At 42.8% G+C, this 22,703-nt stretch carries 22 protein-coding genes and 1 other RNA gene; 15 read left to right on the plus strand and 8 right to left on the minus strand.

Annotated features, from left to right (window positions below; all coding sequences use genetic code 11):
* Nucleotides 1-22: 22 nt before the first annotated feature.
* From HWQ42_RS12475 to aroB, 3 genes are all read right to left on the minus strand, one after another.
* Nucleotides 23-343: a hypothetical protein gene (locus tag HWQ42_RS12475; protein ID WP_292812386.1), complete on the minus strand. Its 321-nt coding sequence runs from the start codon at nucleotides 341-343 to the stop codon at nucleotides 23-25.
* Nucleotides 344-598: 255 nt separating this feature from the next.
* Nucleotides 599-1,177, minus strand: a complete 579-nt coding sequence (locus HWQ42_RS12480; RefSeq protein ID WP_292812388.1) for a Uma2 family endonuclease — start codon at nucleotides 1,175-1,177, stop codon at nucleotides 599-601.
* A gap of 87 nt (nucleotides 1,178-1,264) precedes the next feature.
* Nucleotides 1,265-2,356, minus strand: a complete 1,092-nt coding sequence (aroB, locus tag HWQ42_RS12485) for a 3-dehydroquinate synthase (protein WP_292812391.1) — start codon at nucleotides 2,354-2,356, stop codon at nucleotides 1,265-1,267.
* Nucleotides 2,357-2,576: 220 nt separating this feature from the next.
* Here aroB and petL point away from each other — a divergent pair, with 220 nt between their 5' ends.
* The 10 genes from petL to ssrA all read left to right on the plus strand — a co-directional run bounded on the left by petL (nucleotide 2,577) and on the right by ssrA (nucleotide 9,813).
* Nucleotides 2,577-2,672, plus strand: coding sequence for a cytochrome b6-f complex subunit PetL (petL, locus tag HWQ42_RS12490; RefSeq protein WP_084227316.1), 96 nt, complete (start codon nucleotides 2,577-2,579; stop codon nucleotides 2,670-2,672).
* Nucleotides 2,673-2,941: 269 nt separating this feature from the next.
* Complete coding sequence (locus HWQ42_RS12495) at nucleotides 2,942-3,382, plus strand: ATP synthase subunit I (RefSeq protein ID WP_292724941.1); 441 nt, start codon at nucleotides 2,942-2,944, stop codon at nucleotides 3,380-3,382.
* Between the two features lie 60 nt (nucleotides 3,383-3,442).
* Nucleotides 3,443-4,204, plus strand: coding sequence for a F0F1 ATP synthase subunit A (gene atpB / locus HWQ42_RS12500; RefSeq protein WP_012411161.1), 762 nt, complete (start codon nucleotides 3,443-3,445; stop codon nucleotides 4,202-4,204).
* Nucleotides 4,205-4,352: 148 nt separating this feature from the next.
* On the plus strand, nucleotides 4,353-4,598 hold the full coding sequence (gene atpE / locus HWQ42_RS12505; protein WP_013192016.1) for an ATP synthase F0 subunit C: 246 nt from the start codon (nucleotides 4,353-4,355) through the stop codon (nucleotides 4,596-4,598).
* A 182-nt stretch (nucleotides 4,599-4,780) separates the two neighbouring features.
* Nucleotides 4,781-5,212, plus strand: a complete 432-nt coding sequence (locus HWQ42_RS12510; RefSeq protein WP_094351161.1) for a F0F1 ATP synthase subunit B' — start codon at nucleotides 4,781-4,783, stop codon at nucleotides 5,210-5,212.
* Nucleotides 5,213-5,398: 186 nt separating this feature from the next.
* Entirely contained in the window at nucleotides 5,399-5,971 is a 573-nt protein-coding gene (locus HWQ42_RS12515; protein WP_292729031.1) for a F0F1 ATP synthase subunit B, read from the plus strand.
* Nucleotides 5,968-6,522, plus strand: coding sequence for an ATP synthase F1 subunit delta (gene atpH / locus HWQ42_RS12520; RefSeq protein ID WP_292729033.1), 555 nt, complete (start codon nucleotides 5,968-5,970; stop codon nucleotides 6,520-6,522). Before HWQ42_RS12515 ends, atpH begins: the two co-directional genes overlap by 4 nt.
* A gap of 182 nt (nucleotides 6,523-6,704) precedes the next feature.
* Nucleotides 6,705-8,225 carry a F0F1 ATP synthase subunit alpha gene (atpA, locus tag HWQ42_RS12525; protein ID WP_292729036.1) on the plus strand — a complete coding sequence of 507 codons (1,521 nt, stop codon included), beginning with the start codon at nucleotides 6,705-6,707 and terminating at the stop codon, nucleotides 8,223-8,225.
* Between the two features lie 96 nt (nucleotides 8,226-8,321).
* On the plus strand, nucleotides 8,322-9,269 hold the full coding sequence (locus HWQ42_RS12530; protein WP_292812393.1) for a F0F1 ATP synthase subunit gamma: 948 nt from the start codon (nucleotides 8,322-8,324) through the stop codon (nucleotides 9,267-9,269).
* 154 nt (nucleotides 9,270-9,423) lie between these two features.
* Nucleotides 9,424-9,813: a transfer-messenger RNA gene (ssrA, locus tag HWQ42_RS12535) on the plus strand.
* A 282-nt stretch (nucleotides 9,814-10,095) separates the two neighbouring features.
* On the opposite strand, the gene HWQ42_RS12540 is transcribed toward ssrA, so the two are convergent.
* Entirely contained in the window at nucleotides 10,096-10,551 is a 456-nt protein-coding gene (locus HWQ42_RS12540) for a helix-turn-helix domain-containing protein (protein ID WP_292812395.1), read from the minus strand.
* 1,093 nt (nucleotides 10,552-11,644) lie between these two features.
* On the opposite strand from HWQ42_RS12540, the gene HWQ42_RS12545 reads away from it, so the two are divergent.
* From HWQ42_RS12545 to HWQ42_RS12555, 3 genes are all read left to right on the plus strand, one after another.
* Nucleotides 11,645-13,384 carry a diflavin flavoprotein gene (locus tag HWQ42_RS12545; protein ID WP_292812397.1) on the plus strand — a complete coding sequence of 580 codons (1,740 nt, stop codon included), beginning with the start codon at nucleotides 11,645-11,647 and terminating at the stop codon, nucleotides 13,382-13,384.
* Nucleotides 13,385-13,517: 133 nt separating this feature from the next.
* Nucleotides 13,518-15,230 (plus strand): diflavin flavoprotein, encoded by a 1,713-nt coding sequence (locus HWQ42_RS12550; RefSeq protein ID WP_292812398.1) that lies wholly within the window; start codon nucleotides 13,518-13,520, stop codon nucleotides 15,228-15,230.
* A gap of 114 nt (nucleotides 15,231-15,344) precedes the next feature.
* On the plus strand, nucleotides 15,345-15,476 hold the full coding sequence (locus HWQ42_RS12555) for a hypothetical protein (protein WP_292812400.1): 132 nt from the start codon (nucleotides 15,345-15,347) through the stop codon (nucleotides 15,474-15,476).
* Between the two features lie 104 nt (nucleotides 15,477-15,580).
* Here HWQ42_RS12555 and HWQ42_RS12560 read toward each other — a convergent pair whose 3' ends face one another.
* On the minus strand, nucleotides 15,581-17,398 hold the full coding sequence (locus HWQ42_RS12560) for a HEAT repeat domain-containing protein (protein WP_292812401.1): 1,818 nt from the start codon (nucleotides 17,396-17,398) through the stop codon (nucleotides 15,581-15,583).
* A 206-nt stretch (nucleotides 17,399-17,604) separates the two neighbouring features.
* On the opposite strand from HWQ42_RS12560, the gene HWQ42_RS12565 reads away from it, so the two are divergent.
* Together HWQ42_RS12565 and HWQ42_RS12570 are read left to right on the plus strand one after the other, a co-directional pair.
* Entirely contained in the window at nucleotides 17,605-18,387 is a 783-nt protein-coding gene (locus HWQ42_RS12565) for a Uma2 family endonuclease (protein ID WP_292812402.1), read from the plus strand.
* A gap of 169 nt (nucleotides 18,388-18,556) precedes the next feature.
* Nucleotides 18,557-19,411: an HIT family protein gene (locus HWQ42_RS12570; RefSeq protein WP_292812403.1), complete on the plus strand. Its 855-nt coding sequence runs from the start codon at nucleotides 18,557-18,559 to the stop codon at nucleotides 19,409-19,411.
* 105 nt (nucleotides 19,412-19,516) lie between these two features.
* Here HWQ42_RS12570 and HWQ42_RS12575 read toward each other — a convergent pair whose 3' ends face one another.
* From HWQ42_RS12575 to HWQ42_RS12585, 3 genes are all read right to left on the minus strand, one after another.
* Nucleotides 19,517-20,257, minus strand: coding sequence for a Uma2 family endonuclease (locus HWQ42_RS12575; RefSeq protein ID WP_292812404.1), 741 nt, complete (start codon nucleotides 20,255-20,257; stop codon nucleotides 19,517-19,519).
* 180 nt (nucleotides 20,258-20,437) lie between these two features.
* On the minus strand, nucleotides 20,438-22,090 hold the full coding sequence (locus HWQ42_RS12580; RefSeq protein WP_292812406.1) for a PRC-barrel domain-containing protein: 1,653 nt from the start codon (nucleotides 22,088-22,090) through the stop codon (nucleotides 20,438-20,440).
* A gap of 20 nt (nucleotides 22,091-22,110) precedes the next feature.
* A complete protein-coding gene (locus HWQ42_RS12585) occupies nucleotides 22,111-22,308 on the minus strand; it encodes a hypothetical protein (RefSeq protein ID WP_292732904.1) in 198 nt (65 codons plus the stop codon).
* Nucleotides 22,309-22,703 lie beyond the last annotated feature (395 nt).

Below are 22,703 nucleotides of genomic sequence, written 5' to 3' on the forward strand. Positions count from 1 at the left end.
ATAGAAGAGTGATAATTCTTACTTAGATAAGAGGTTGGGGTTTTTGCTGAATATGTGGTTTTTTGCTTTGCGGTACTGAATCAATCTTAAGAATAGGTTTAATTGGGCGCTGTTGCCTTTGATTAAGAATTTGAATTTCTCTCTCAATTGAATCTTTTCCTTGTCTAAAAAATTCTTGAGAATTATATGGAACCAAGTCACGGGATAAATGTTGAGCTTGTCTTGGAGTCAAACTAGGAACTGCTTGTTCAGCATTGGCAGAAGCCTGTACAGCCAGTAAAAAAGCTGTTGAAATCACCAAAGCTTTTATTTTTATACATCTGGTAAATATTAGGTTTAACATAGTTGATACATCTGTTGCGTGAATACAGCATCCAACCATATTAGTGTTGGTCTGATTATAAACAAAGTATACCTATTCCCTTACTAATTACCTCCTACAAATGGATGAATTAATCAGCCAAACCATTAATACAGTACAGCTTACATACAGCTACCATATAAATTAACCAGATAAGTTGCTCAAGCAACTGGTTAAAGTTAGACAAACCTTCCACTACTTTAAATTTCGATGGATGTTTAAAGCAAGAGAATTGTGCTATTCAGTAGCTAATGGTATTTTAGCCTTTTGAAACACCTGCTCAACAGTAAATTGCAGTCCTTCAAACAAAGAATCTGTGAGTAGTTCTTCTCCCATATAAGTTTGTGGTGCTGCATCTGGATAAAAAACAGTAATGCTTCTGGCTTTACTATCTAATACCCATACCCGCAGCACCTTAGCATCCAAATAGTCTTTGGCTTTAGCCGCCATTTGTCCAAAAGTTTGCCCTGGGGAAATAATCTCAATCACCAAATCAGGAGGAACAGGACAAGCTTCGTTTTCATCCCAGTTAGCGGGTAAACGCTCATAAGAAATGTATAAAATATCTGGAATTGGCATCCAATCTCGTCCCCGACGAGTTAATGCAACATCCCATTCCGGGCAAACTTCTCCTTTCCCCTCACACGATTGCTCAATAAAATTGAGAAGAACGCGGGTAAGTTTTGCGTGAAAAAATTTTGGTGACATTTTAGGAATTGCTTGACCATCAACAAGTTCGTAGGTGATATCTCCCTCGCCTGGTGGAAGATTCAAGAACTCTTGCAAAGTTAATTGATTTTTGGCTTGGAGTATCATGGCTCATTAATTCGTAATTGAAGCACAGAGCAACTAACTTTTATTCTGACTCCTAAATTCTGACTCCTAAATTCTTTTTTAAATTGTTTACATTCCTCGTAACACTTGGCGAATAATATCCGATGGCACTTCATCGGTAATTGTTACTACACCAATCTCTGTTGGTAAAACAAACCGCACTTTCCCGGCTTGGACTTTCTTATCTAATTGCAACGCCTCAATAATTGCTTCAATATCTAACCCATCTGGCAACTGAGTCGGTAAACCCGCTTTTTGAATTAAAGCATTTTGACGTTCTGTGTCTTCCTTTTGCCACAGTCCTAAATCCACAGCAATTTGACCGGCTGCTACCATACCAATAGCCACCGCTTCACCATGATTTACTAGACGATAACCAGTCAAACTTTCCACTGTATGACCAATGGTGTGTCCATAGTTGAGAATTGCCCTTAATCCGCCTTCTTTCTCATCTTTGCCAACAACATCAGCTTTTGCTTGACAAGAGCGCGTTAATATGCTGGTCATTAGGTCAGGTTTGACATAGCGGAGTTGGTCGAGGCGTTTACTTGCTTCCAACTGGGCAAACAATTCGGCATCCCAAATCACACCGTACTTAATAACTTCTGCCATTCCTGCCCGAAACTCGCGCATAGGTAGAGTTTTTAACACATCTGGGTCAATCAAAACCAAACGCGGTTGATGGAATGCCCCAATTAAGTTTTTACCGTGGGGATGATTCACGCCAGTTTTGCCACCAATTGCCGAATCTACCATCGCCAACAAAGAGGTAGGCACTTGAACAACATTAATACCGCGTAGCCAAGTTGCAGCCGCAAAGCCAGTCATATCGCCAACGACACCTCCGCCCAAAGCCACCATCGTAGAAGAACGTTCTAGGCGGTTTTCCAAGGCTACATCGTAGAGTTTTTTGATGGAATTGAGTGTTTTATAGCGTTCACCAGGTGGTAGAGTGCAGCTAGCAACTTTAAATCCAGCAGATGTTAGGGATGTAATTGCTCTTTCGCCAAAATGCTTAAAAATCGTCGGATTAGAAACTAGCAGTACCTTCTTGCCTAGATTGAGACTGGCCATCTGTTGACCCAGCTGATCTAAACTTGAAGGGGCGATCGCAATCTCATAAGACTGCTCTGGTAAATTTACATTAATTACAGAAGTCATTGCCCAACCCCAAACAAGCGCTTGTGGGCTGTATTGTATCGCAATCGAGGAAATGGGCATAGGGCATTGGGCATTAGGGATTGCTAAGAAGCAGGCAAGCAGCAAAGAAGTTGTAGTAAGTATTTCTCCTCTACCCTTATGCCCCATGCCCTATGCCCTATGCCCAATACCCAACAACTAATGATTCAATAGATTTAGGAAGTATTCTGGAGAGCAATAAATGTTTGCAATTGTATCTTATGTCGTCTTCTTGGGTTTATTCTTTGGCTTATCTGTAGGTTTGCTGTTCGGTCTGCGAACTGCCAAGATAATTTAATCGAGAGGTATATTCAACCCAAGATTCTTGTGGGGTGGGCATCTTGCCTGCCCTCGATTTATCAATCTCCTATAAAAACCTAACTTTTTCACCAAGCCCACCTCAGCGGACTTGGTAAAAGTGCTCTAGGCTTTAGTCTGTCAGCACTTACTCTCTGATGTTGACAAGAAGTTAATTGTTTTTTCCTAAAGTATTGTTACCGCATCGTGATATGATTCAGCTGACTGAATGTGCAGTCATCATATTTAACTGTACTGGTTTCAAGTCCCGTGAGCTTGTCTGACGAATCAATTGCGCCCACTCCGACAACGCAACAAGATGCTAAAACTGGTTCTGAAGACACAGAATCAGGTAACTCCATGCAAGAGTTTTATCAACTCTTCCAGCGATTGTTGGTAATCACGCTTGTCTTGACGGGGGTTATTTTTATCTCTGTGTGGATTTTTTATTCCTTAAACATTGCCCTAAATTATTTAATTGGGGCGTGTACAGGTGTGGTTTACTTAAAAATGTTGGCTAGAGATGTTGAGCAGCTTGGTAGTGAAAAAACCAGTCTGAGCAAAACTCGTTTTGCTCTGTTTATGGGAGTGATGATCGTGGCAACTCAATGGCGTGAGCTACAGATTCTGCCCATTTTTTTGGGATTTCTAACTTACAAAGCCACGCTCTTCGTCTATATGGTGCAAATTGCGTTCATTCCTGATTCTTAAAAAGTCAGGCTCACAAAGATAGTAATCCCATCCTCGCTCGTTGGGGAAAATGCTTGAAGAATGCAAATGCTTAGTGTCTTAAACGCCTTTAATTCTTTTCCCCTCGCCGAATTAGAAGTAGGACATCATTTCTACTGGCAGTTGGGCAATCTTAAAATTCATGGGCAAGTTTTTCTCACCTCATGGTTTGTGATTAGTATTCTAGTAGTGGCTTCAATCGCAGCTACTCGAAACGCACAAAGAATTCCCAAGGGCATCCAAAATTTGATGGAATATGCCCTAGAATTTATCCGTGATTTGGCAAAAAACCAACTTGGTGAGAAAGAGTACCGCCCTTGGGTGCCATTTATTGGCACATTGTTCTTGTTTATTTTCGTATCGAACTGGTCAGGTGCGTTAATTCCCTGGAAGCTCATCAAGCTACCTTCGGGCGAATTGGCAGCTCCCACCAATGACATCAATACGACTGTTGCATTGGCATTGCTGACTTCCTTGGCGTACTTTTACGCAGGTTTTAGCAAACGGGGTTTAGGCTACTTTAAGAAATATATAGAGCCAACACCTGTTTTGTTGCCGATCGCAATTCTAGAAGATTTCACCAAACCCCTCTCCCTAAGCTTCCGGCTATTTGGTAATATTTTGGCGGATGAATTGGTGGTAGCGGTGCTGGTGCTGCTAGTTCCTCTATTTGTACCTCTGCCTGTAATGGCCTTGGGTTTATTTACCAGTGCCATTCAAGCCCTGGTTTTTGCCACCCTAGCCGGAGCATACATTCATGAGGCAATGGAGGGGCATGGTGGAGAAGAACATGAGGAGCATTAAACTTCTCAGTTGATAGCACAGTTCCCAGAGCATATTCGCTCAAAACATCGCAAAGCGCGATTTAAAGAACCCGGTGCAGCGTGAAAACCACGTTTCTAATCGTTAACGTAATTTTGTTAGTTTTGTAATCAAAGCAAGGAAAATCAACATGGATCCATTAGTTCAGGCTGCTTCAGTTCTCGCTGCTGCTTTAGCGATTGGTTTAGCTGCAATTGGCCCTGGTATTGGTCAAGGTAACGCTGCTGGACAAGCAGTAGAAGGTATTGCTCGTCAACCTGAAGCAGAAGGAAAAATTCGCGGTACTCTGCTATTAACCTTGGCATTCATGGAATCCTTGACTATCTATGGTCTAGTGATTGCCCTGGTATTGCTGTTTGCTAACCCCTTCGCCTAATACCTGAAAGTTTTTGTGAGTGTGGAGACGTGAACCATCACGCCTCTACAATCGGAACTTTTTGGATATCTTAATAGTTCTAATGTTCAGTTGACCCTTATTGGCTATGGGTCTCTAAAATATGAAAGGTTGGATGATGTTGCTAGCCACGAAAACTGCTACTCCAGCCAAAGAGGAGACAAATGTTTGATTTCGATGCTACCTTGCCCTTCATGGCATTGCAATTCCTGCTACTAGCAGCTTTGTTGAATGCAATTTTCTATAAGCCACTGACCAAGGTACTAGACGATCGCGATAATTATATCCGAACAAATACCCTGGAGGCCCGGGAGAGCTTGGCTAAAGCCGAGCGTTTAGCCACCGAATATGAGCAGCAACTCGCAGACGCTCGCAGACAATCGCAAGCGACTGTAGAAGCAGCTCAACTGGAAGCTAAAAAAATTACTGCCGAGAAAATTGCTGAGGCCCAAAAGGAAGCTCAGACTCAACGAGAACAAGCTGCTGTTGAAATAGAACAACAAAAGCAGGAAGCTTTTCGCACCTTAGAGCAACAAGTTGATGCTCTAAGCAGGCAGATTCTAGAAAAACTATTGGGACCAACTCCAGTTAGATAAGCTAGCTAGACTGGTTCTGTGAAAGCATACGCGCAACTGGCCCCTAGTCCAGAGCGCTTAATTAAGTGTCAAAAAGGCACTTTTTCCCCTTCTGGGGAAAGATACTTAATTTCACTTCGGGGAAAAGATACTGAATTTCCCTACGGGAAAATACAACGTATTAGCAAGCGAGCAGCGCACTTGTAAATGGGTATCATGGGGACATTCTTATTACTTGCCGCAGAAGCGAACGCTGTTCACTCTGAATTGGCAGAAGGCGCAGCAGAAGGTGGTTTCGGTCTAAACCTAGACATTTTTGAAACCAATCTGATCAATCTAGCGATTCTGATTGGCATACTATTTTACTTCGGACGTAAGGTTTTAAGCAATATCCTGAACGAGCGACAATCCAATATTGCCACCGCAATTCAGGAAGCAGAAGGGCGCTTAAAAGAGGCAAAGACTGCCCTTTCCCAAGCGCAAGAGCAATTGAAGCAATCTCAGGCAGAGGCAGAACGCATCCGCCAATCTGCCACAGAAAACGCTCAAAAGACGAAAGAAGCCTTGTTAGCGAAGGCAGTGCAAGACGTAGAACGCTTGAAACAAACAGCAGCAGCAGATCTAAACACTGAAACCGATCGAGCGATCGCTCAACTGCGGCAACGGGTAGCTACACTAGCATTGCAAAAAGTCGAATCGCAACTCAAAAGCGGGATTGCCGACGATGCTCAACAAAGTTTAATTGACCGCAGCATCGCACAACTGGGAGGCAACGTATGACAAGTCAGGTAGCGTCAGCCGAAGTAGCCCAACCCTACGCACAGGCACTTTTGTCAATAGCGCAATCGAAAAATTTGACCGAAGAGTTCGGGGAAGATGCGCGTACTTTCCTGGGACTGCTCAGGGCAGACAAACAGCTACACAACTTCTTCAGCAACCCGTTTATTCAATCTGAGAACAAAAAAGCTCTCATCAAACAAATACTCGGTGAAGGCTCTAATACCTACTTACGCAATTTTTTGCTGATACTGGTAGATAAGCGGCGCATTGCATTCTTGGAAGATATTTTTCAACAGTATCTGGCGCTGTTGCGGCAGCTGAATCAAACCGTATTAGCGGAAGTAATTTCAGCCGTTCCCCTCACAGAAGCTCAACAGCAGGCAATCATCCAAAAGGTCATCGCCATCTCCAATGCTCGCCAGGTAGAACTAGAAACCAGGGTAGACAGCGAGTTAATTGGTGGTGTGATCATTAAAGTAGGTTCACAGGTAATTGACGCTAGTATCCGAGGTCAGTTGCGCCGCCTTTCATTGCGCTTAACTAATAGTTAGGAGTTAGGAGTTAGGAGTTAGGAGTTAGGAGTTAGGAGTTAGAAGTTAAGTAAATAGTAATTTATTTTGACTTTTAACTTGTAATTTTTGCATTTTTAACTCATCACTCTTAACTCATCACTCCTAACTGTTAACTCCTAACTCTTGAATTTTTCCGTCTCGAAAGCAAACAAGATACACACATGAGCATATCAATTAGACCTGACGAAATTAGCAGCATTATCCAACAACAAATCGAGCAATACGATCAAGAGGTCAAAGTTGCTAACGTTGGTACCGTTCTCCAAGTTGGTGACGGTATTGCCCGGATTTATGGTCTGGAAAAGGCTATGTCTGGGGAACTTTTGGAATTTGAAGATGGCACAATTGGCATCGCCCAAAACTTAGAAGAAGACAACGTGGGCGCGGTGTTGATGGGTGAAGGGCTAGAAATTCAAGAAGGTAGTTCTGTAACTGCCACTGGTAGAATTGCCCAGATACCAGTAGGAGAAGCCCTAATTGGTCGAGTTGTAGATGCCTTGGGTCGTCCTATCGATGGTAAGGGAGACATTAAGTCCCCAGAAAGCCGTTTGATTGAATCTCCAGCACCCGGTATCATTGCCCGTCGGTCTGTACATGAACCCATGCAAACGGGTATCACAGCTATTGACTCAATGATTCCCATTGGTCGTGGTCAGCGGGAATTGATTATTGGCGATCGCCAAACCGGTAAAACTGCGATCGCGATCGACACCATCATCAACCAAAAGGAAGAAGATGTAATTTGTGTATACGTTGCAATCGGTCAAAAGGCTTCCACAGTTGCTAACGTGGTACAAACATTGCAAGAAAAAGGCGCAATGGATTACACCATCGTCGTCGCCGCTAGTGCCAGTGAACCTGCAACCCTACAATACCTAGCTCCCTACACAGGTGCAACTATTGCTGAGTACTTCATGTACAAAGGCAAAGCTACCCTGGTAATTTATGATGACCTTTCCAAGCAAGCCCAAGCTTATCGCCAAATGTCCCTACTGCTACGTCGTCCACCAGGACGCGAAGCTTACCCCGGAGATGTATTCTACATTCACTCCCGCTTGTTAGAAAGAGCTGCAAAGCTGAGTGACGAATTAGGTAAAGGCAGTATGACCGCCCTACCAATTATCGAAACCCAAGCTGGTGACGTTTCAGCATACATCCCCACCAACGTAATTTCGATTACAGATGGTCAGATATTCCTATCTTCTGACTTGTTTAACGCTGGTATCCGTCCCGCTGTAAACCCCGGTATTTCAGTATCCCGCGTGGGTTCTGCCGCTCAAACCAAGGCAATGAAAAAAGTTGCCGGTAAGATTAAATTGGAACTAGCCCAATTTGACGACCTGCAAGCTTTCGCTCAATTTGCGTCTGACTTAGATAAAGCCACTCAAGACCAGTTGGCACGGGGTCAACGCTTGCGCGAACTCCTCAAGCAGCCACAAAATTCCCCCCTGTCGGTATACGAGCAAGTAGCAATTTTGTATGCTGGTATCAATGGCTACTTAGATGATGTGCCTGTAAATCAAGTAACCACCTTCACTGCTGGTCTACGTGAGTACTTAAAGACTGGAAAAACCCAGTATGCACAAGGAGTACAAGCATCTAAAGCACTAGGTGACGCCGAAGAAGCTGCTTTGAAGGAAGCACTCACCGAATACAAGAAGACCTTCAAAGCTACAGCGTAATTAAAGTGAGGAGTGAAGAGTTAAGAGTTAAAAGTTAATGAAATACTCCTAGCTCTTAACTCCTAACTCCTAACTCCTAACTCCTAACTCAAGAATATGGCCAATTTAAAAGCAATACGCGATCGCATTCAGTCGGTCAAAAACACCAAAAAAATCACAGAAGCCATGCGTCTCGTAGCTGCGGCTAGAGTGCGCCGGGCGCAAGAACAAGTGCTAGCAACTCGTCCCTTTGCCGATCGCTTGGCACAAGTATTGTATGGTTTGCAAAGCCGTCTGCGCTTTGAAGAAGCAAACCTACCACTACTGAAAAAACGCCAAGTTAAGTCAGTTGGGTTGTTGGTTATTTCAGGCGATCGCGGTCTATGCGGCGGCTACAATAATAACGTTATCCGTCGTGCAGAAAACCGCGCCAAAGAAATCCAGGCAGAAGGTTTAAACTATCAATTTGTACTCGTCGGGCGCAAAGCTACCCAGTACTTTCAACGCCGCGATCAGCCAATTGATGCCACCTACAGCGGCTTAGAGCAAATTCCCACCGCAGCGGAAGCCAATCAGATTGCCGATCAACTACTTTCCTTGTTCCTTTCGGAAGAAGTTGACCGCATCGAATTAATCTATACCAGATTTCTTTCCTTGGTTAGCTCTCGCCCTGTGATTCAAACCTTACTACCCCTCGATCCACAAGGTCTAGAAGCAGCCGATGATGAAGTCTTCCGCTTGACAACCCGTGGTGGTAAATTTGAAGTTGAACGGGAGAAAGTGACTAGCCAAGCCCGCACGTTGGCTCCTGACATGATCTTCGAGCAAGATCCAGTGCAGATTTTAGATTCTCTATTGCCCCTGTATCTGAGTAACCAGTTATTACGGGCGCTACAAGAATCGGCAGCTAGTGAACTAGCAGCGCGGATGACAGCCATGAGTAATGCCAGTGAAAATGCTGGTGAACTGATTAACACCCTCACCCTGTCTTACAACAAAGCCCGACAAGCTGCAATTACCCAAGAACTACTTGAAGTTGTGGGTGGTGCTGAAGCACTAACTTAGGTATAACTAATTATTTATTTGTAGTGCGTTGTAATATATAGCCAATTGCTAATTATTTTAAGATTAGCAATTGGCTATTTTAGTATTTGGGCCAAAATTTTTTTCATTAACACATTTCAAGAATTGCGTATTATAATTGAAGTATGAAGCGCATGGGTCCGTCACGGTTTCGACAGGTTGGCGAACGCTGCTCTGTGATTCAGGTCGAGAGTGAGTCTCCTCTCGGAAATCAAAGGCTCAAACAAAAAGTAAATGCGAATAACATCGTTAACTTTGCTCGTAAGGATGCTCTAGTAGCTGCCTAAACACCTCTTATAGGTTCGAGCGTCTTTAGTTTGACTCCGTTAAGGACTGAAGACCAACCCCCAACGGATGCTCTAGCAAGCGTTCTCTGGTTGGCTTGCTGGCTAAGATCAAATCAGAGCATCCTACGTTCGGGATAATGAACGATTCCCGCCTTGAGGATTAGAAAGGCTAAACCTGTGAATGAGCGGGGGGTTAATACCCAATTTGGACAGCAGTTCGACTCTGCTCGGATCCACTAAAAATAGTTAACAAGTCCACTTGACACTGTGATGTGTAAGTGGGCTTTGTTTTATGGGAAACTCCATCAGAATTTTCTATAATGCACAGCTAACTTGAGTTCAACAGCTAATATAGCCATACCGTTCAGTTAAGCCCAAGTAACAGAAAGAAGCGCAACAAGCACTATCTCTGCAAAAAGCAGGAACTTGTCAAGAAGATAATCGTGATGGTCATCCACGATCTAGCGATCGCATCTCAAACGAAACGAGTGATTCGAACCTAAAATGGTTTAATTAGCTAATTATGCTTGCTGTTTCTGGGTTTGTGTGCGTGCGCTTCCAAACCTCCTTCCCCTTTTTTTCAGTATGCGTCGTAGTCGATCTGCACTCAAGTTTACTTGACGTTCAGATGCTAGTTTTTTTGCTAATTGTTTAGAGTTATACGTCTCTGACTCTTGAGCTAGACAATTTTCGAGATAAACCAAATCTGATTCTGAATATCGAGGTTTTCCTCCTCGACCGGGAGCATCCCATAAACCTGCTAAACCCATTTTTTCCCAGCGATGAAGGGTTTGACGCACTGTTGAAATCGCCCAGTTCAAGCCTTTTGCAATTTGCTCATTTTTTAAACCACGAGTATTCAGCAGTAAAACTTGGGCACGATCCTTAGTACGTTGAGGAACATCTTTGGCTTTTCTCAACTCTTCTAAAGTTAGCTTTTCCTCTTCTGTGAGAAACACTTTTAATCGGCATCCCATAAAAAATAACCTTTTACAAAATCAATTTTTGTCATTTTTGTATCTATTTACGTCTGTATACTGAATTACTTAAGTATTTCATCATACATTCAAAAAACTGAACTACAAGTATTAAGGATGTCAGCGTCTATAAGGCTGCTACACGATAGGTATTGGCTTGATAACACTATCAAAGTTTGCAATTTTTCATCAACAATGGATTTTTATAAAAAGTTCGGCACATCAAGATTACACATTAACCTATATAGGCAAACTTATCTGATAGCCTGAAGCTGTAGCTTATAGCTATGACAAGAAAAATTTGTTGGCGTTATCTTGATTAATGTTTAAAGTCGATAATAAAGGACTGTATCATTAAATTTCTGAGATTATTCCTATGCTTACGCAGGTTTATCGAAACTTTAAAAATCCTTTTTACCCTAGTTTCCATTTGGATGAGCGGAAAAAGACATACAAGCCTAGTTCCTTTTTATTCAACTAGTCTCTGGAAATTTGACTTGATTATCTCCAAAAAAATATCTGTTTTACCAACTTTACATAAAGTTTATATTCCATGTACCATATTTTTGATTAAGACAACAACAGATTGAATATCTATTGAATAAACTAATGTTAACAGGCTATTCGATGCTTTTTGGAAGTTTAATAAGGTTTATCCTACCTTTCCTACCTTTCCTACTTTTCCCACCTTTCCTACTTTTTCTAATTAAGGGAGTATCTGACAAAAGTATATTTTTCTACTTTAAAAATATATTTTCTGACAATCTTAAGCATTACAAGTAATTTAGATTTGGTTGATAGTCCAGCAATATAATATTGTTTAAATTATGCTGTTCTAGTTAAAAAATATAATTGCTATGATATTTTTGAATTAAGATAAAACCAGATAAATAGCAAAAATAAGTACTCAGTAAAACTTAGGAATAAATTAATATTTAGTATATTTTTTGAGTCACATTTTTTGCTAAAAAACAGCAATATTTGATACAAGTTAAATTTTTCAAAAACTGATATTCATTACAACTTCAAATAAAAATAATAGAGAGAATGGGGGCAGAAGAAAAACCTGTTAATTTGCGCTCGGAGACGAATAATGGTATCGATGTCTACGACCGGCAAGGCCCACGAAGAGAACGTTCAACATCGGCTAACTATACAAACTGTAGAAATTGCCCCTAACACAACGGCGATTCGCTCTCTTGACTGGGATCGCGATCGCTTTGATATCGAATTCGGACTGCAAAACGGTACAACCTACAATTCATATCTAATTAGGGGCGAACAAACAGTTTTGATCGATACTTCTCACCAGAAGTTTCGCGATCTGTATTTAGAGACTCTCAAAGGTCTTGTCAACCCCAAAACAATTGATTATATAATTGTTAGTCACACAGAGCCAGACCATAGCGGCTTAGTAGAAGATGTCCTCCAGTTAGCTCCTAGAGCTACCGTCTTAGCCTCAAAAGTTGCGCTTCAGTTCTTGGAAGGCTTAGTACACGATCCTTTTTCCAAGCGGGTTGTGAAAACTGGCGATCGCATCGATATCGGCAAAGGACACGAAATGGAATTCGTGAGTGCGCCTAACCTGCACTGGCCGGATACAATCTTTAGCTTTGACCGCAAAACCCAAATTCTTTACACCTGTGATGCTTTTGGGATGCACTTCTGTGATGATCGCACCTTCGACGAAGATTTAGAAGCGATCGAAGCTGACTTTAGATTTTACTACGACTGCTTGATGGGCCCTAACGCTCGTTCGTTGCTGAATGCGATGAAGCGGATGGGCGATCTCGGAAAGATTAATATTATCGCCAATGGTCACGGGCCGTTATTATACCACCATTTAGATGTTCTGACAGGGTGTTACGAAAATTGGAGCCAAAAACAAGCTAAAGCAGAAACCACAGTTGGCTTGTTTTTTGTCTCAGAATATGGGTATGGCGAACGTCTTGGTCACGCAATTGCCGAAGGTATCCTGAAAACTGGCGTTGGCGTAGAAGTACTGGATCTGAGTACTGCTGAAAGCCAAGAAATCCAAGAACTAGCCGGGAGAGCAGCTGGCATCATTATTGGTATGCCCCCGACTACTTCCGCCGCCGCCCAAGCTAGTATCAGTTCAGTGCTAGCTGTCGCCAAGAACAAGCAATTTCTTGGGCTGTTTGAATGTTACGGTGGGGATGATGAACCCATTGATACACTCCGCAGACAATTTCTTGACTCTGGCATCAAAGAAGCTTTCCCACCCATTCGGATTAAAGAGACTCCCAGCGCATCAACATTCCAGTTGTGTGAAGAAGCGGGTAAAGACATCGGACAATTGCTAGTGCGCGATCGCAACATCAAGCAAATCAAGTCCCTTGATGTCAACATGGAAAAGGCGTTGGGTCGCATTAGTAGTGGACTATATATAGTCACCACGAAAAAAGATAATGTCTCAAGTGCAATGCTGGCATCCTGGGTAACGCAAGCGAGTTTGCAACCATTAGGATTCACAATTGCCGTTGCTAAAGACCGCGCCATTGATTCCTTAATGCAAGTAGGCGATCGCTTCGTCCTCAACGTTTTGGAAGAAGGCAATTATCAAGAACTCAAAAAACACTTCCTCAAGCGCTTGCATCCTGGTGCTGACCGTTTTGCGGGAGTGAAAACTCAAACCGCAAAAAACGGTTCGCCAATTCTGGCAGATGCTTTGGCATACATGGAATGTGAAATACAGACCAGCATGGAATGCAGCGACCATTGGGTTTTATACTGCACCGTCCAAGAAGGTCGTGTCTCCAAAAACGATGGATTGACAGCCGTTCGCCATCGCAAAGTAGGTAATTACTACTAAGAAAGAGGCAAGAGGTAACAGGTGACAGGGGACAGCAAAGAAAACTATCCCCTGTTTCCTATGATCTATACCCCATAACCTATTCCCTGTTCCCTATCCCCAATCCCCTATTCCCTAACTTTATCCAACAGCTATGACCAATTCCAAGCCACGCGACGTACAAGTTTTACCAATTGCTACCAATACTAAAGCTATCAGAGCGCGTAGTTGGTCACGTCTGCGGTTTGAAATTGAATACGCACTTGAAAGAGGTACAACCTCCAATTGCTATTTAATTGAAGCTGATAAAACCGCACTTATCGATCCACCGCCAGAAAGCTTTACCGAAATTTATTTAGAGGCATTGCGGCAGACTTTAGATTTACAAAGTTTGGATTATATAATCTTGGGTCATTTTAGCCCCAATCGAGTTGCAACCCTCAAAGCAATTTTAGAACTGGCACCACAGGTAACTTTTGTTTGTTCTCTTCCCGGTGCGAACAATTTGCGTGCTGCTTTCTTAGAACAAGATTTAAATGTCTTGGTGATGCGGGGGAAAGAAACTCTGGATTTAGGTAAGGGTCATGTTTTGAAATTCTTACCCACTCCCAGCCCGCGTTGGCCGGAAGGACTTTGTACCTACGACCAGCAAACTCAAATTCTCTACACAGATAAGTTATTTGCAACTCATCTTTGTGGTGATGAAGTGTTTGATGATAACTGGGAAGCGCTCAAAGAAGACCAGCGTTACTACTTTAACTGCCTGATGGCTCCCCAAACTCCTCATGTGCAAGCAGCTTTGGAGAAAATATCAGATTTGCAGGTGAGAATGTATGCTGTGGGTCACGGCCCCTTAGTACGCACCAGTTTAATCGAACTTACTAAAGCTTATGGAGAGTGGAGCCGTTCTCATAACGATCGCGAAATTTCTGTTGCCCTACTTTACGCTTCAGCTTACGGGAATACAGCGACTTTAGCACAAGCGATCGCTCTGGGACTAACTAAAGGTGGAGTTGCAGTCAAATCGATTAACTGCGAATTTGCTACCCCTGATGAAATTCGCATCAACCTCGCACAGTCAGAGGGTTTTATCATCGGTTCTCCTACCATCGGTGGTCATGCGCCAACTCCCATTCATACTGCTTTAGGTATCGTGCTATCAAGCGGTGACAACAGCAAACTCGCTGGGGTTTTTGGCTCTTATGGCTGGAGTGGTGAAGCTTTTGACTTAATTGAAGGTAAACTGCGGGATGCTGGATATCGCTTTGGTTTTGACACCCTGAAGGTGAAGTTTAAACCAGATGATGTCACTCTCAAATTCTGTGAAGAACTCGGTACAGACTTTGCCCAAGCACTGAAAAAAGCTAAAAAGGTACGCGTACCCCAACAAGCCGCTACTCCAGTGGAACAGGCTGTTGGTAGGATTGTTGGTTCCGTTTGTGTGGTGACAGCGAAACAAGGAGAAGTGTCTACCGCGATGTTAGGTGCTTGGGTTTCTCAAGCTACCTTCAATCCACCCGGAATCACAGTGGCGATCGCTAAAGAGAGAGCCATCGAATCTTTGATGTATCCAGGCGGTAAATTTGCCTTAAATATTCTACCTGAAGGCAATCATCAAGACTACATGAAACATTTCCGTAAATCTTTCGCGCCTGGAGAAGACCGATTTGCCAACTTTAGTACAGCAGTTGCAGATAACGGTTGTACCATCCTTACTGATTCGCTAGCATATTTGGAATGTTCAGTCAACCAACGTCTGGAATGTGGCGATCATTGGGTTGTGTATGCAACCGTGGACGAAGGGAAATTACTCAAGCCTGATGCTGTGACTGCCATCAACCATCGGAAAACAGGCACTCATTATTAGATAGTCAGAAGTATAAGTTAACGAAACCGCCTTAGCTCGAATATAGCCAAGGCGTTTGATGAGAAAATTCTCTTTTTTCTGGGATGGGCAAGATGGCCATCCCAGTTTTTGGCGTTGCTGAATCTAAGTATGAATCATGCGATCGCCTCAAGCTTGCGGGTGCTACGCGCCCGCAGCGCCTTCTCTACGAGACGCTACGCGTTGGCGGAAGCCTCTCGCAGAGAAGGCGGTTCGTTAAAAAATTGACTTGAATAACAAAGTTTTAGGCTTAACTGAACCGTATTGTATATTTCATAATATTGGTTGATTTGTTGACCAACTTCTGTGTTGTTCATATTTTTGAGACTCTTTTACTTCTCTAATTCTGCCAACTTCTGTTGAGCAAACTTCCGCACTTCTTCATCTAGGTCATTCTCTGCTCTGTCGCGCAACAGTAAAGTCTGCGGATGCTGAAGAAATTGCTTAATAATTATCTCTAGTGCAACGCGCCGAGGATTGGTTTCATAGTCTCGCTTACGCTCAAAGGGGTCATTGATAGCGCAGTTGTAGTAAATTTCAAACAACTCAGGCTGATTTCTGAAGTGTTTCGCTAATGCTTCGATGGCTGCACCTCGCACATCCCATTGATTATCAGTAGTGGCGCGTTCTTTGAGAAACGAGCGAGTGTTCGGGTCATCTTTGAAATTGCTGGCTAATGCTTTGATGGCTGCACCTCGCACATCCCATTGATTATCAGTAGTGGCGCGTTCTTTGAGAAACGAGCGGGTGTTCGGGTCATCTTTGAAATTGCTGGCTAATGCTTGGATGGCTACACCTCGCACATACCATTTATTATCAGTAGTGGCACGGTCTTGGAGAATCGAGCGGGTGTCTGGCTCATCTGGGAAATTGCTGGCTAATGCTTGGATGGCTGCACCTCGCACATAATCAGATTTGTCAGCAGTGGCACGGTCTTTGAGAATCGAGCGGGTGTTCGAGTCATCTAGGAAATTGCTGGCTAATGCTTTGATGGCTGCACCTCGCACATAATCAGATTTGTCAGCAGTGGCACGGTCTTTGAGAATCGAGCGAGTGTCTGGGTCATCTGGGAAATTGCTGGCTAATGCTTTGATGGCTGCACCTCGCACATACCATTTATTATCAGCAGTGGCGCGTTCTTTGAGAAACGGGTGGGTGTCCGGGTCATCTTTGAAATTGCTGGCTAATGTTTCGATGGCTGCACATCTGACATTCCATACATTATCAGCAGTAGCGCGGTCTTTGAGAATCGAGTGGGTGTCCGGGTGATCTTTGAAATTGCTGACTAATGCTTTAATCGCTGCACACCGCACATTTTCATTATCAGCAGTGGTGAGGTCTTTGAGAATCGAGTGGGTGTCCGGGTGATCTTTAAAATTGCTGACTAATGCTTTAATCGCTGCACGCCGCACATTTCCATCATCAGCAGTGGTGAGGTCTTTGAGGAATGAGCGGGTGTCCGGGTCATCTTTGAAATTGCTGGCTAATGCTTCGATGGCTGCACATCTGACATTCCATACATTATCAGCAGTGGTGAGGTCTTTAAGAAACGAGCGGGTGTCTGGGTCATCTTTGAAATTGCTGACTAATGCTTCGATGGCTGCATCTCGCACATACTGATAATTATCAACAGTGGCGCGGTCTTTAAGGCAGTGTAAGGCATCACGGTTATCTTTCCAAATTGCGGCGATTGTTACAACTGCTTGAATGCGAACTTCCTGAACTAACTTAGTTTCTTGTGCATTGTCATAGGTGTAATAATACCAGAGGTCATATTTGGTTAAGTCTTTTACCTTGCCAAATAATTTATTAGCCACTGACGCAATTACCGACCGATTTCTCACTTCTGCAAGACACTTAGCCGCTAAAAACAAGTTGATAAATTTTTCCTCTTCGCCATCTTGCACCATCAAGTAATTAAGAATTTCACCAACAAATTTCGCATCAATCATTCCCGCAATTAGCCGCAATACCTCATGCCAAGTTTCATCTTGCCAGTGTTTGCCAAAAACTTCAGTTTTGAGATCCTCAATTGAAATACTGCCTTCCTTCTCAAACTGCCAGACAAACTCCCAAGCACAAAAATATTCTAAAAATTTCCGATGCAGAAAGGCATTGTTTGCTATCCAGCCAATAAACCATTCCAGCATAATACTCACGCCTGCTAAGTGCTTGACTACGAGTATATACACCAGTCTGAGAAATCTTTCTAGATTTCTGGGTTTTTAGGCAGTGCGAGTCTATTCATCCAAAACTTAAGATTATCTAATTTATATGCTGCGATCGCACAGATGTGCGCCCTGAAGATTTGTTAAAAATAACTAATATACTGTGCATGGATATTAGGAATAATTTTATGGTTCTACAAGTTAACCCCATCCAAAAAGAACCAATTGTTACTTGGGAAGCACTTCCAGCCGACTTCATTTTACCAGATGATCCAGTGGAAAATATTCAACAACCTGCGATCGCTGCTGCGCTTACCGATGCTTTGGGAAGCACAGGACGCATCCAACCTCAGATGCTGATTGGCTCTAATTTTGGACTTGTAGCCACAGTCAACAAAAAAATCGTTGTCAAAGCCCCAGACTGGTTTTATGTCCCTCAAGTGCAGTCTGTGGGAACAAATGTAGTGCGTCGCAGCTATACCCCAAATTTAGAAGGCGCTGGTGTGGCCGTAGTGATGGAATTTCTCTCAGATACAGAAGGGGGAGAATTATCAGTCCGTTCAACTCCACCCTACGGTAAACTCTATTATTACGAAAAGATTCTCCAAGTTCCAACCTACGTAACCTATGACCCTTACGAACCAAGCATAGAACTACGATGCTTGCAAAATGGGCAATATAATTTGCAGCAAACAGACGCTAATGGACGCTTTTGGATTCCTGAGTTAGAGTTATTTCTCGGAATTTGGCAAGGTGAAAGATTATGTCAAACTATGAATTGGCTGCGCTGGTGGGATACAGAAGGAAATTTGCTGTTGTGGAGCAGCGAACAAGCCCAACAAGAACGCCAACGTGCTGAACAAGAACGCCAACGTGCTGAACAGGAAAGCCAACGCGCTGAACAGGAACGGCAACGAGCTGATATATTAGCAGCTAAATTACGTGAGCTAGGTGTTGACCCTGATACGTAGGCGTAGCCCGCACTTCTCTACGTTCGCGCAGCGTGTCGCAGACAGACGCTCCGCGTAGCTTGCTTCCCCGGAGGGGTACGACTTGGCTCAGTGACCATCGTAGACATCGCATAAACTCAAGGGATGCTGGGAATAATAATTTTGGGACATCAGCACCAAAATTCATTCCATGAAACAGCAAAAAAATCAGTTCAGCCATCTGACTGCGATCGAAAGAAATTATCTATCATTTCCGGCACAGTTTTTATTAAATCAAAACCTTCTACAAGGCCAAATATTAGACTTTGGCTGTGGCTTTGGTAATGATGTTAAAATATTGCGCGAAAAAGGTTGTGATATTACAGGCTATGACCCTTATTATTTTCCAGAATATCCTGATACTAAATTCGATACAATAATTTGCTTTTACGTTTTAAATGTTTTATTTACTGAAGAACAAACTAATGTTCTTATGGAAGTATCACATTTATTAAAACCTGGAGGTAAAGCTTATTACGCTGTGAGAAGGGATATAAAAAAAGAAGGTTTTCGAGAGCATTATATACACAAAAAACCTACCTACCAGTGTATTGTCAAACTTACCTATACTTCAGTTTGTTTAGATGAACATCGTGAATTATATGAGTATGTTCACTATAATTTTCAGCGAAATTCATCTAATTATTGTATATTTTGTAATCCCCCTAGAAAGCTAAAATTATTAACTGAATCAGCAACTTCTTATGCTATTTTTGATGGCTATCCAATAAGTAAAGGACATGTTTTGGTTATTCCTAAACGTCATGTTAGCAGTTATTTTGAACTACCATTTAACGAGCAATCTGATTGCTGGTTTATGGTGAACAAAGTACAAGAAATTATCAAAACAGAATTTGAGCCTGATGGCTTTAATGTAGGAATCAATATCAATCGAGCCGCCGGTCAAAATATTATGCACACCAGTATTCATATCATCCCTCGTTACAAAGGTGATACTGTTGGCAGTAAAAGTGGAATCAGGAACGTTATTCCTAAAAAGCAATAGTTTTTTATTGAAAGCTTCCAGTCGCAAACCCGCATTTATAGCAAATATATAAATCTGAAAAATTAGATTTTTCAGTCTTGTTGAAAATATTGCAAAATATTCCAGTTAACCCAGATTATCTGGATCTATTCCCAACGCTCTTAATTGTTCTGTCAATTGTTGCACCCGTTGTTCTGCTTGTTGAGCGCGTTGTGCTTCTTGTTGAGCGCGTTGTGCTTCTTGTTGAGCGCGTTGTATCTCTTGTTTTACTTGTTCTGCGGGCGTGAGATATCGTTGTCCTTGCTCATCATACCAATACATCCATTCCCGCGTTACACCGCAATAATTTCCCCTTTCGCAACCAATTCCTAAGCCAATCTCTGGTAGCCAAACGGGGTTTCCCTCTTGCAATTCATACTTACCATTAACTAACTTATGTACTTCCAGATGCGGTTTGCGGCGGCGACGAGAGGAATAAATTACGTAATAAAGTACACCCAAAGCCTCGTATTCATCCAACTTAGTAGTGTATTCCTTGCGATAATTTTGGGAAACTACTTCTAGCACGAAAATCGGTACAACATTTTCATCCCACAGTACATAACTGGGACGCAGTTCCTCATCATAAAACCGCTCTACCCCTAAGCTCAAAAACCCATCTGGCACAATTGGCGGTTTATCTGGGTGATAATAAATACCCATATCTATGCCAAACAACCAGTCCATGCGTTCTGCCCAGAGTATGAGTAGGATCGCCTTCAGCAAGCCTGGTATTAATTCTTGCAGTTCATTATCCACAGGCCTTTCATCAGAGTCTGGTAGTTCCTCGGCTGAGGGCAAGTACCTTGGCAAGTTGTACTCTAACATGGCTGGTTTCCCCAAAACTCAAAGGATATTTGGCTCTATTTGGCTCACCAGAATTATAGCGATTTCTGGGCTAGCAATGTCTTCGCAGGAATCAGTCGTTAGCGCATATTTTTGTTCTACCTAAGTTGCTCGCACACGATAATAACCATCTTGACCTTTTTGGTTATTTTATGGCCAAAGTCACAAGATCGATTTAGATTCAAGTTGCGATCGCCCATTACCATGATGTACTAAGGCTGCCGTTCCATGTTCTGAAGCACGTAACTCCTTGTCAGAGATTTGTGGCTCCTTGCTATAAACCGAACTTAGTAAGATATTCAGAACTCCACTTTTTTCAGCTTGACTGACGGCGCGATGTGTAATCAATTCACCTACATTCAATATCACGTTGTCTTCTGGGTCAAGAATAACACGGGTAACTGGACGACCCAATGCTTGTTCAATCCGTTGATTTTTCATTGCCTGTCTGCTGCGTCCTTGTAACTTTTCTGCCTTCGCTTTCAAGGCTTGCCAGAAAGTGTTGAGATTCTCTTGAGCGATGCTTGCTCGATCGCCCAGTTGAACTTTGTTTTCTAACCATCTGTCACTCGCAGTAGAACGGACTGCGGTTGCCATCAGACCGACAGCGTTCAGCAATTCTGCTTCTTTAGCGTAAGTCTGAGCGCGATCGAGAAGGGATTCTGTCACAATCTGCCCAGATGCCGCAATAATTAAGCCATCGTCAGTACGCACTGTTCGCAAGACTCTGCGCCCTCTTGCCTGCTGGATCGCCACATTTACATTTGCTGCCAAGTAATCAACTGAGTGACGCAGACTAGCGGCGCTGCTCTGAGTTACGCTGCCAATTCGATTGCCAACAGATTCTGTTGCTGCTTGTAAATTGCGGCTGATGTTGGCAGTCAGACTGCCACCCGTGGCTCGATAGAGTTCATCAAGGATACCCAGGCGATCGGCCGCTTCTGCCTTGACTAGGGTGACTTCTTGACCCTTTAGTAGCAGTACATTCCCATCTGGAGTCAGCACATCCCGTTCGAGACACTTGCCAATCACATATACCTTTTGTTCGGCAGGATCAACTAAATTGTTTGTTAAAGAGGCAGTTGCATCTCGATTGAAGTCTTGTAGTTTGCTGCCAGTAGCATCAGTTGCGGCTTGCAATTGATCGCCTGCATTCTGACTTGCTGACTGTAGCCCGCGGTTCACTTTCTCTACAGAGCTTTGCAGTTGCTCATTCACAGTTTGAGCTGCTGTTTGCAGTCTGCGGTTGGTAGTCTGGGCTGAGTCCTGCAATCTATCTCCAGTTGCCTGAACGGCTCCTCGGATACCACCAACCTGTTCTTCCATCAGTTGAGCAGTTTCTGGAGGTACAAAAGCAACATCATCACCAATTTTCAGTGTTTCGCTAGCAGGAACGAACGATCGCCCCGAATAAGCATCTGCAAATACACCGCCAGAAACTTCGTATCCTTCCACCAGTCCACTATGCTCATCAAAGAACAAATCGACCAATCCACCGAGGTCGAGTCCCTCTGTAGTCAGAATTCTCTTTTTTCTCAGCACGATATTCTGGTGCAGAATCTCTTTAATTACAGGGACACGATGTGCCTTCACAACAGATTCTTTCGAGTTAACTATGATCGCATCTGACCCGATCGCTTGTACCTCTTGTAGAGGAATCACTTTTGCGTCTCGAAACAGTCCCTTCTCTGCAACGAGAAAACCCAAAAGTTGATTGCGTTCCCGATCAAAAATTAAATCTATAATTCGGACAATTTTTTTACCTGTGTCGTAGGTGACGACCACTTTATCGATAACATCACTACCTTTAAGCATTATATATATTCCTGGTATTTTTATTGATTTTGTTGTTCAATCACTTGTTCGTTAGTTGCCTGAAACTTCAGCTGAAAATATCGTCCCTCTCGTCCAAAGCCGGGAACTATATCAATCACACCAAAGTATTCGGAAAGTGCCCCAAATATGGCGAGCAGAATGATTAAGCTGGTGATATTTGCTCCAGTATTAGAGCGTTGTCCTACTAGTCTAGGCATTTGTTATTTTATTTGTTGTTATTTTTTATGGCTAACCTTACTGAAAAAATCATACAAGATTATTGACATATTTTTATCTGCAATCTGCCTTGATTAAGCTTAATCTTTAGGAATAAAAAAGTCAGAATTACTATTTCCAAAGATAGACATGAGCCTTTTTGCCTTCAAGCTTTTGGAAGTAAATATTTTTAGTTTTAGCTTCAATATTATTGAATGATTTAAAAGATGATTTTAGTTAATTGAGCTTTATTCATTTTCAAGAGAACATCAAACTTCCCAGAAAGCTTTCACGACTTCCTTAGACTCTTGCACAAATATTTTATGGTAGGATAGGGGTATTATATCATGTTCGGATAATCACTTATGATAAAAGTAGGGATGAAAACGATGAACTA

The sequence above is a fragment of the Nostoc sp. JL23 genome (assembly GCF_017115065.1).
GTDB classification, from domain to species: Bacteria; Cyanobacteriota; Cyanobacteriia; order Cyanobacteriales; family Nostocaceae; genus Nostoc; species Nostoc punctiforme_A.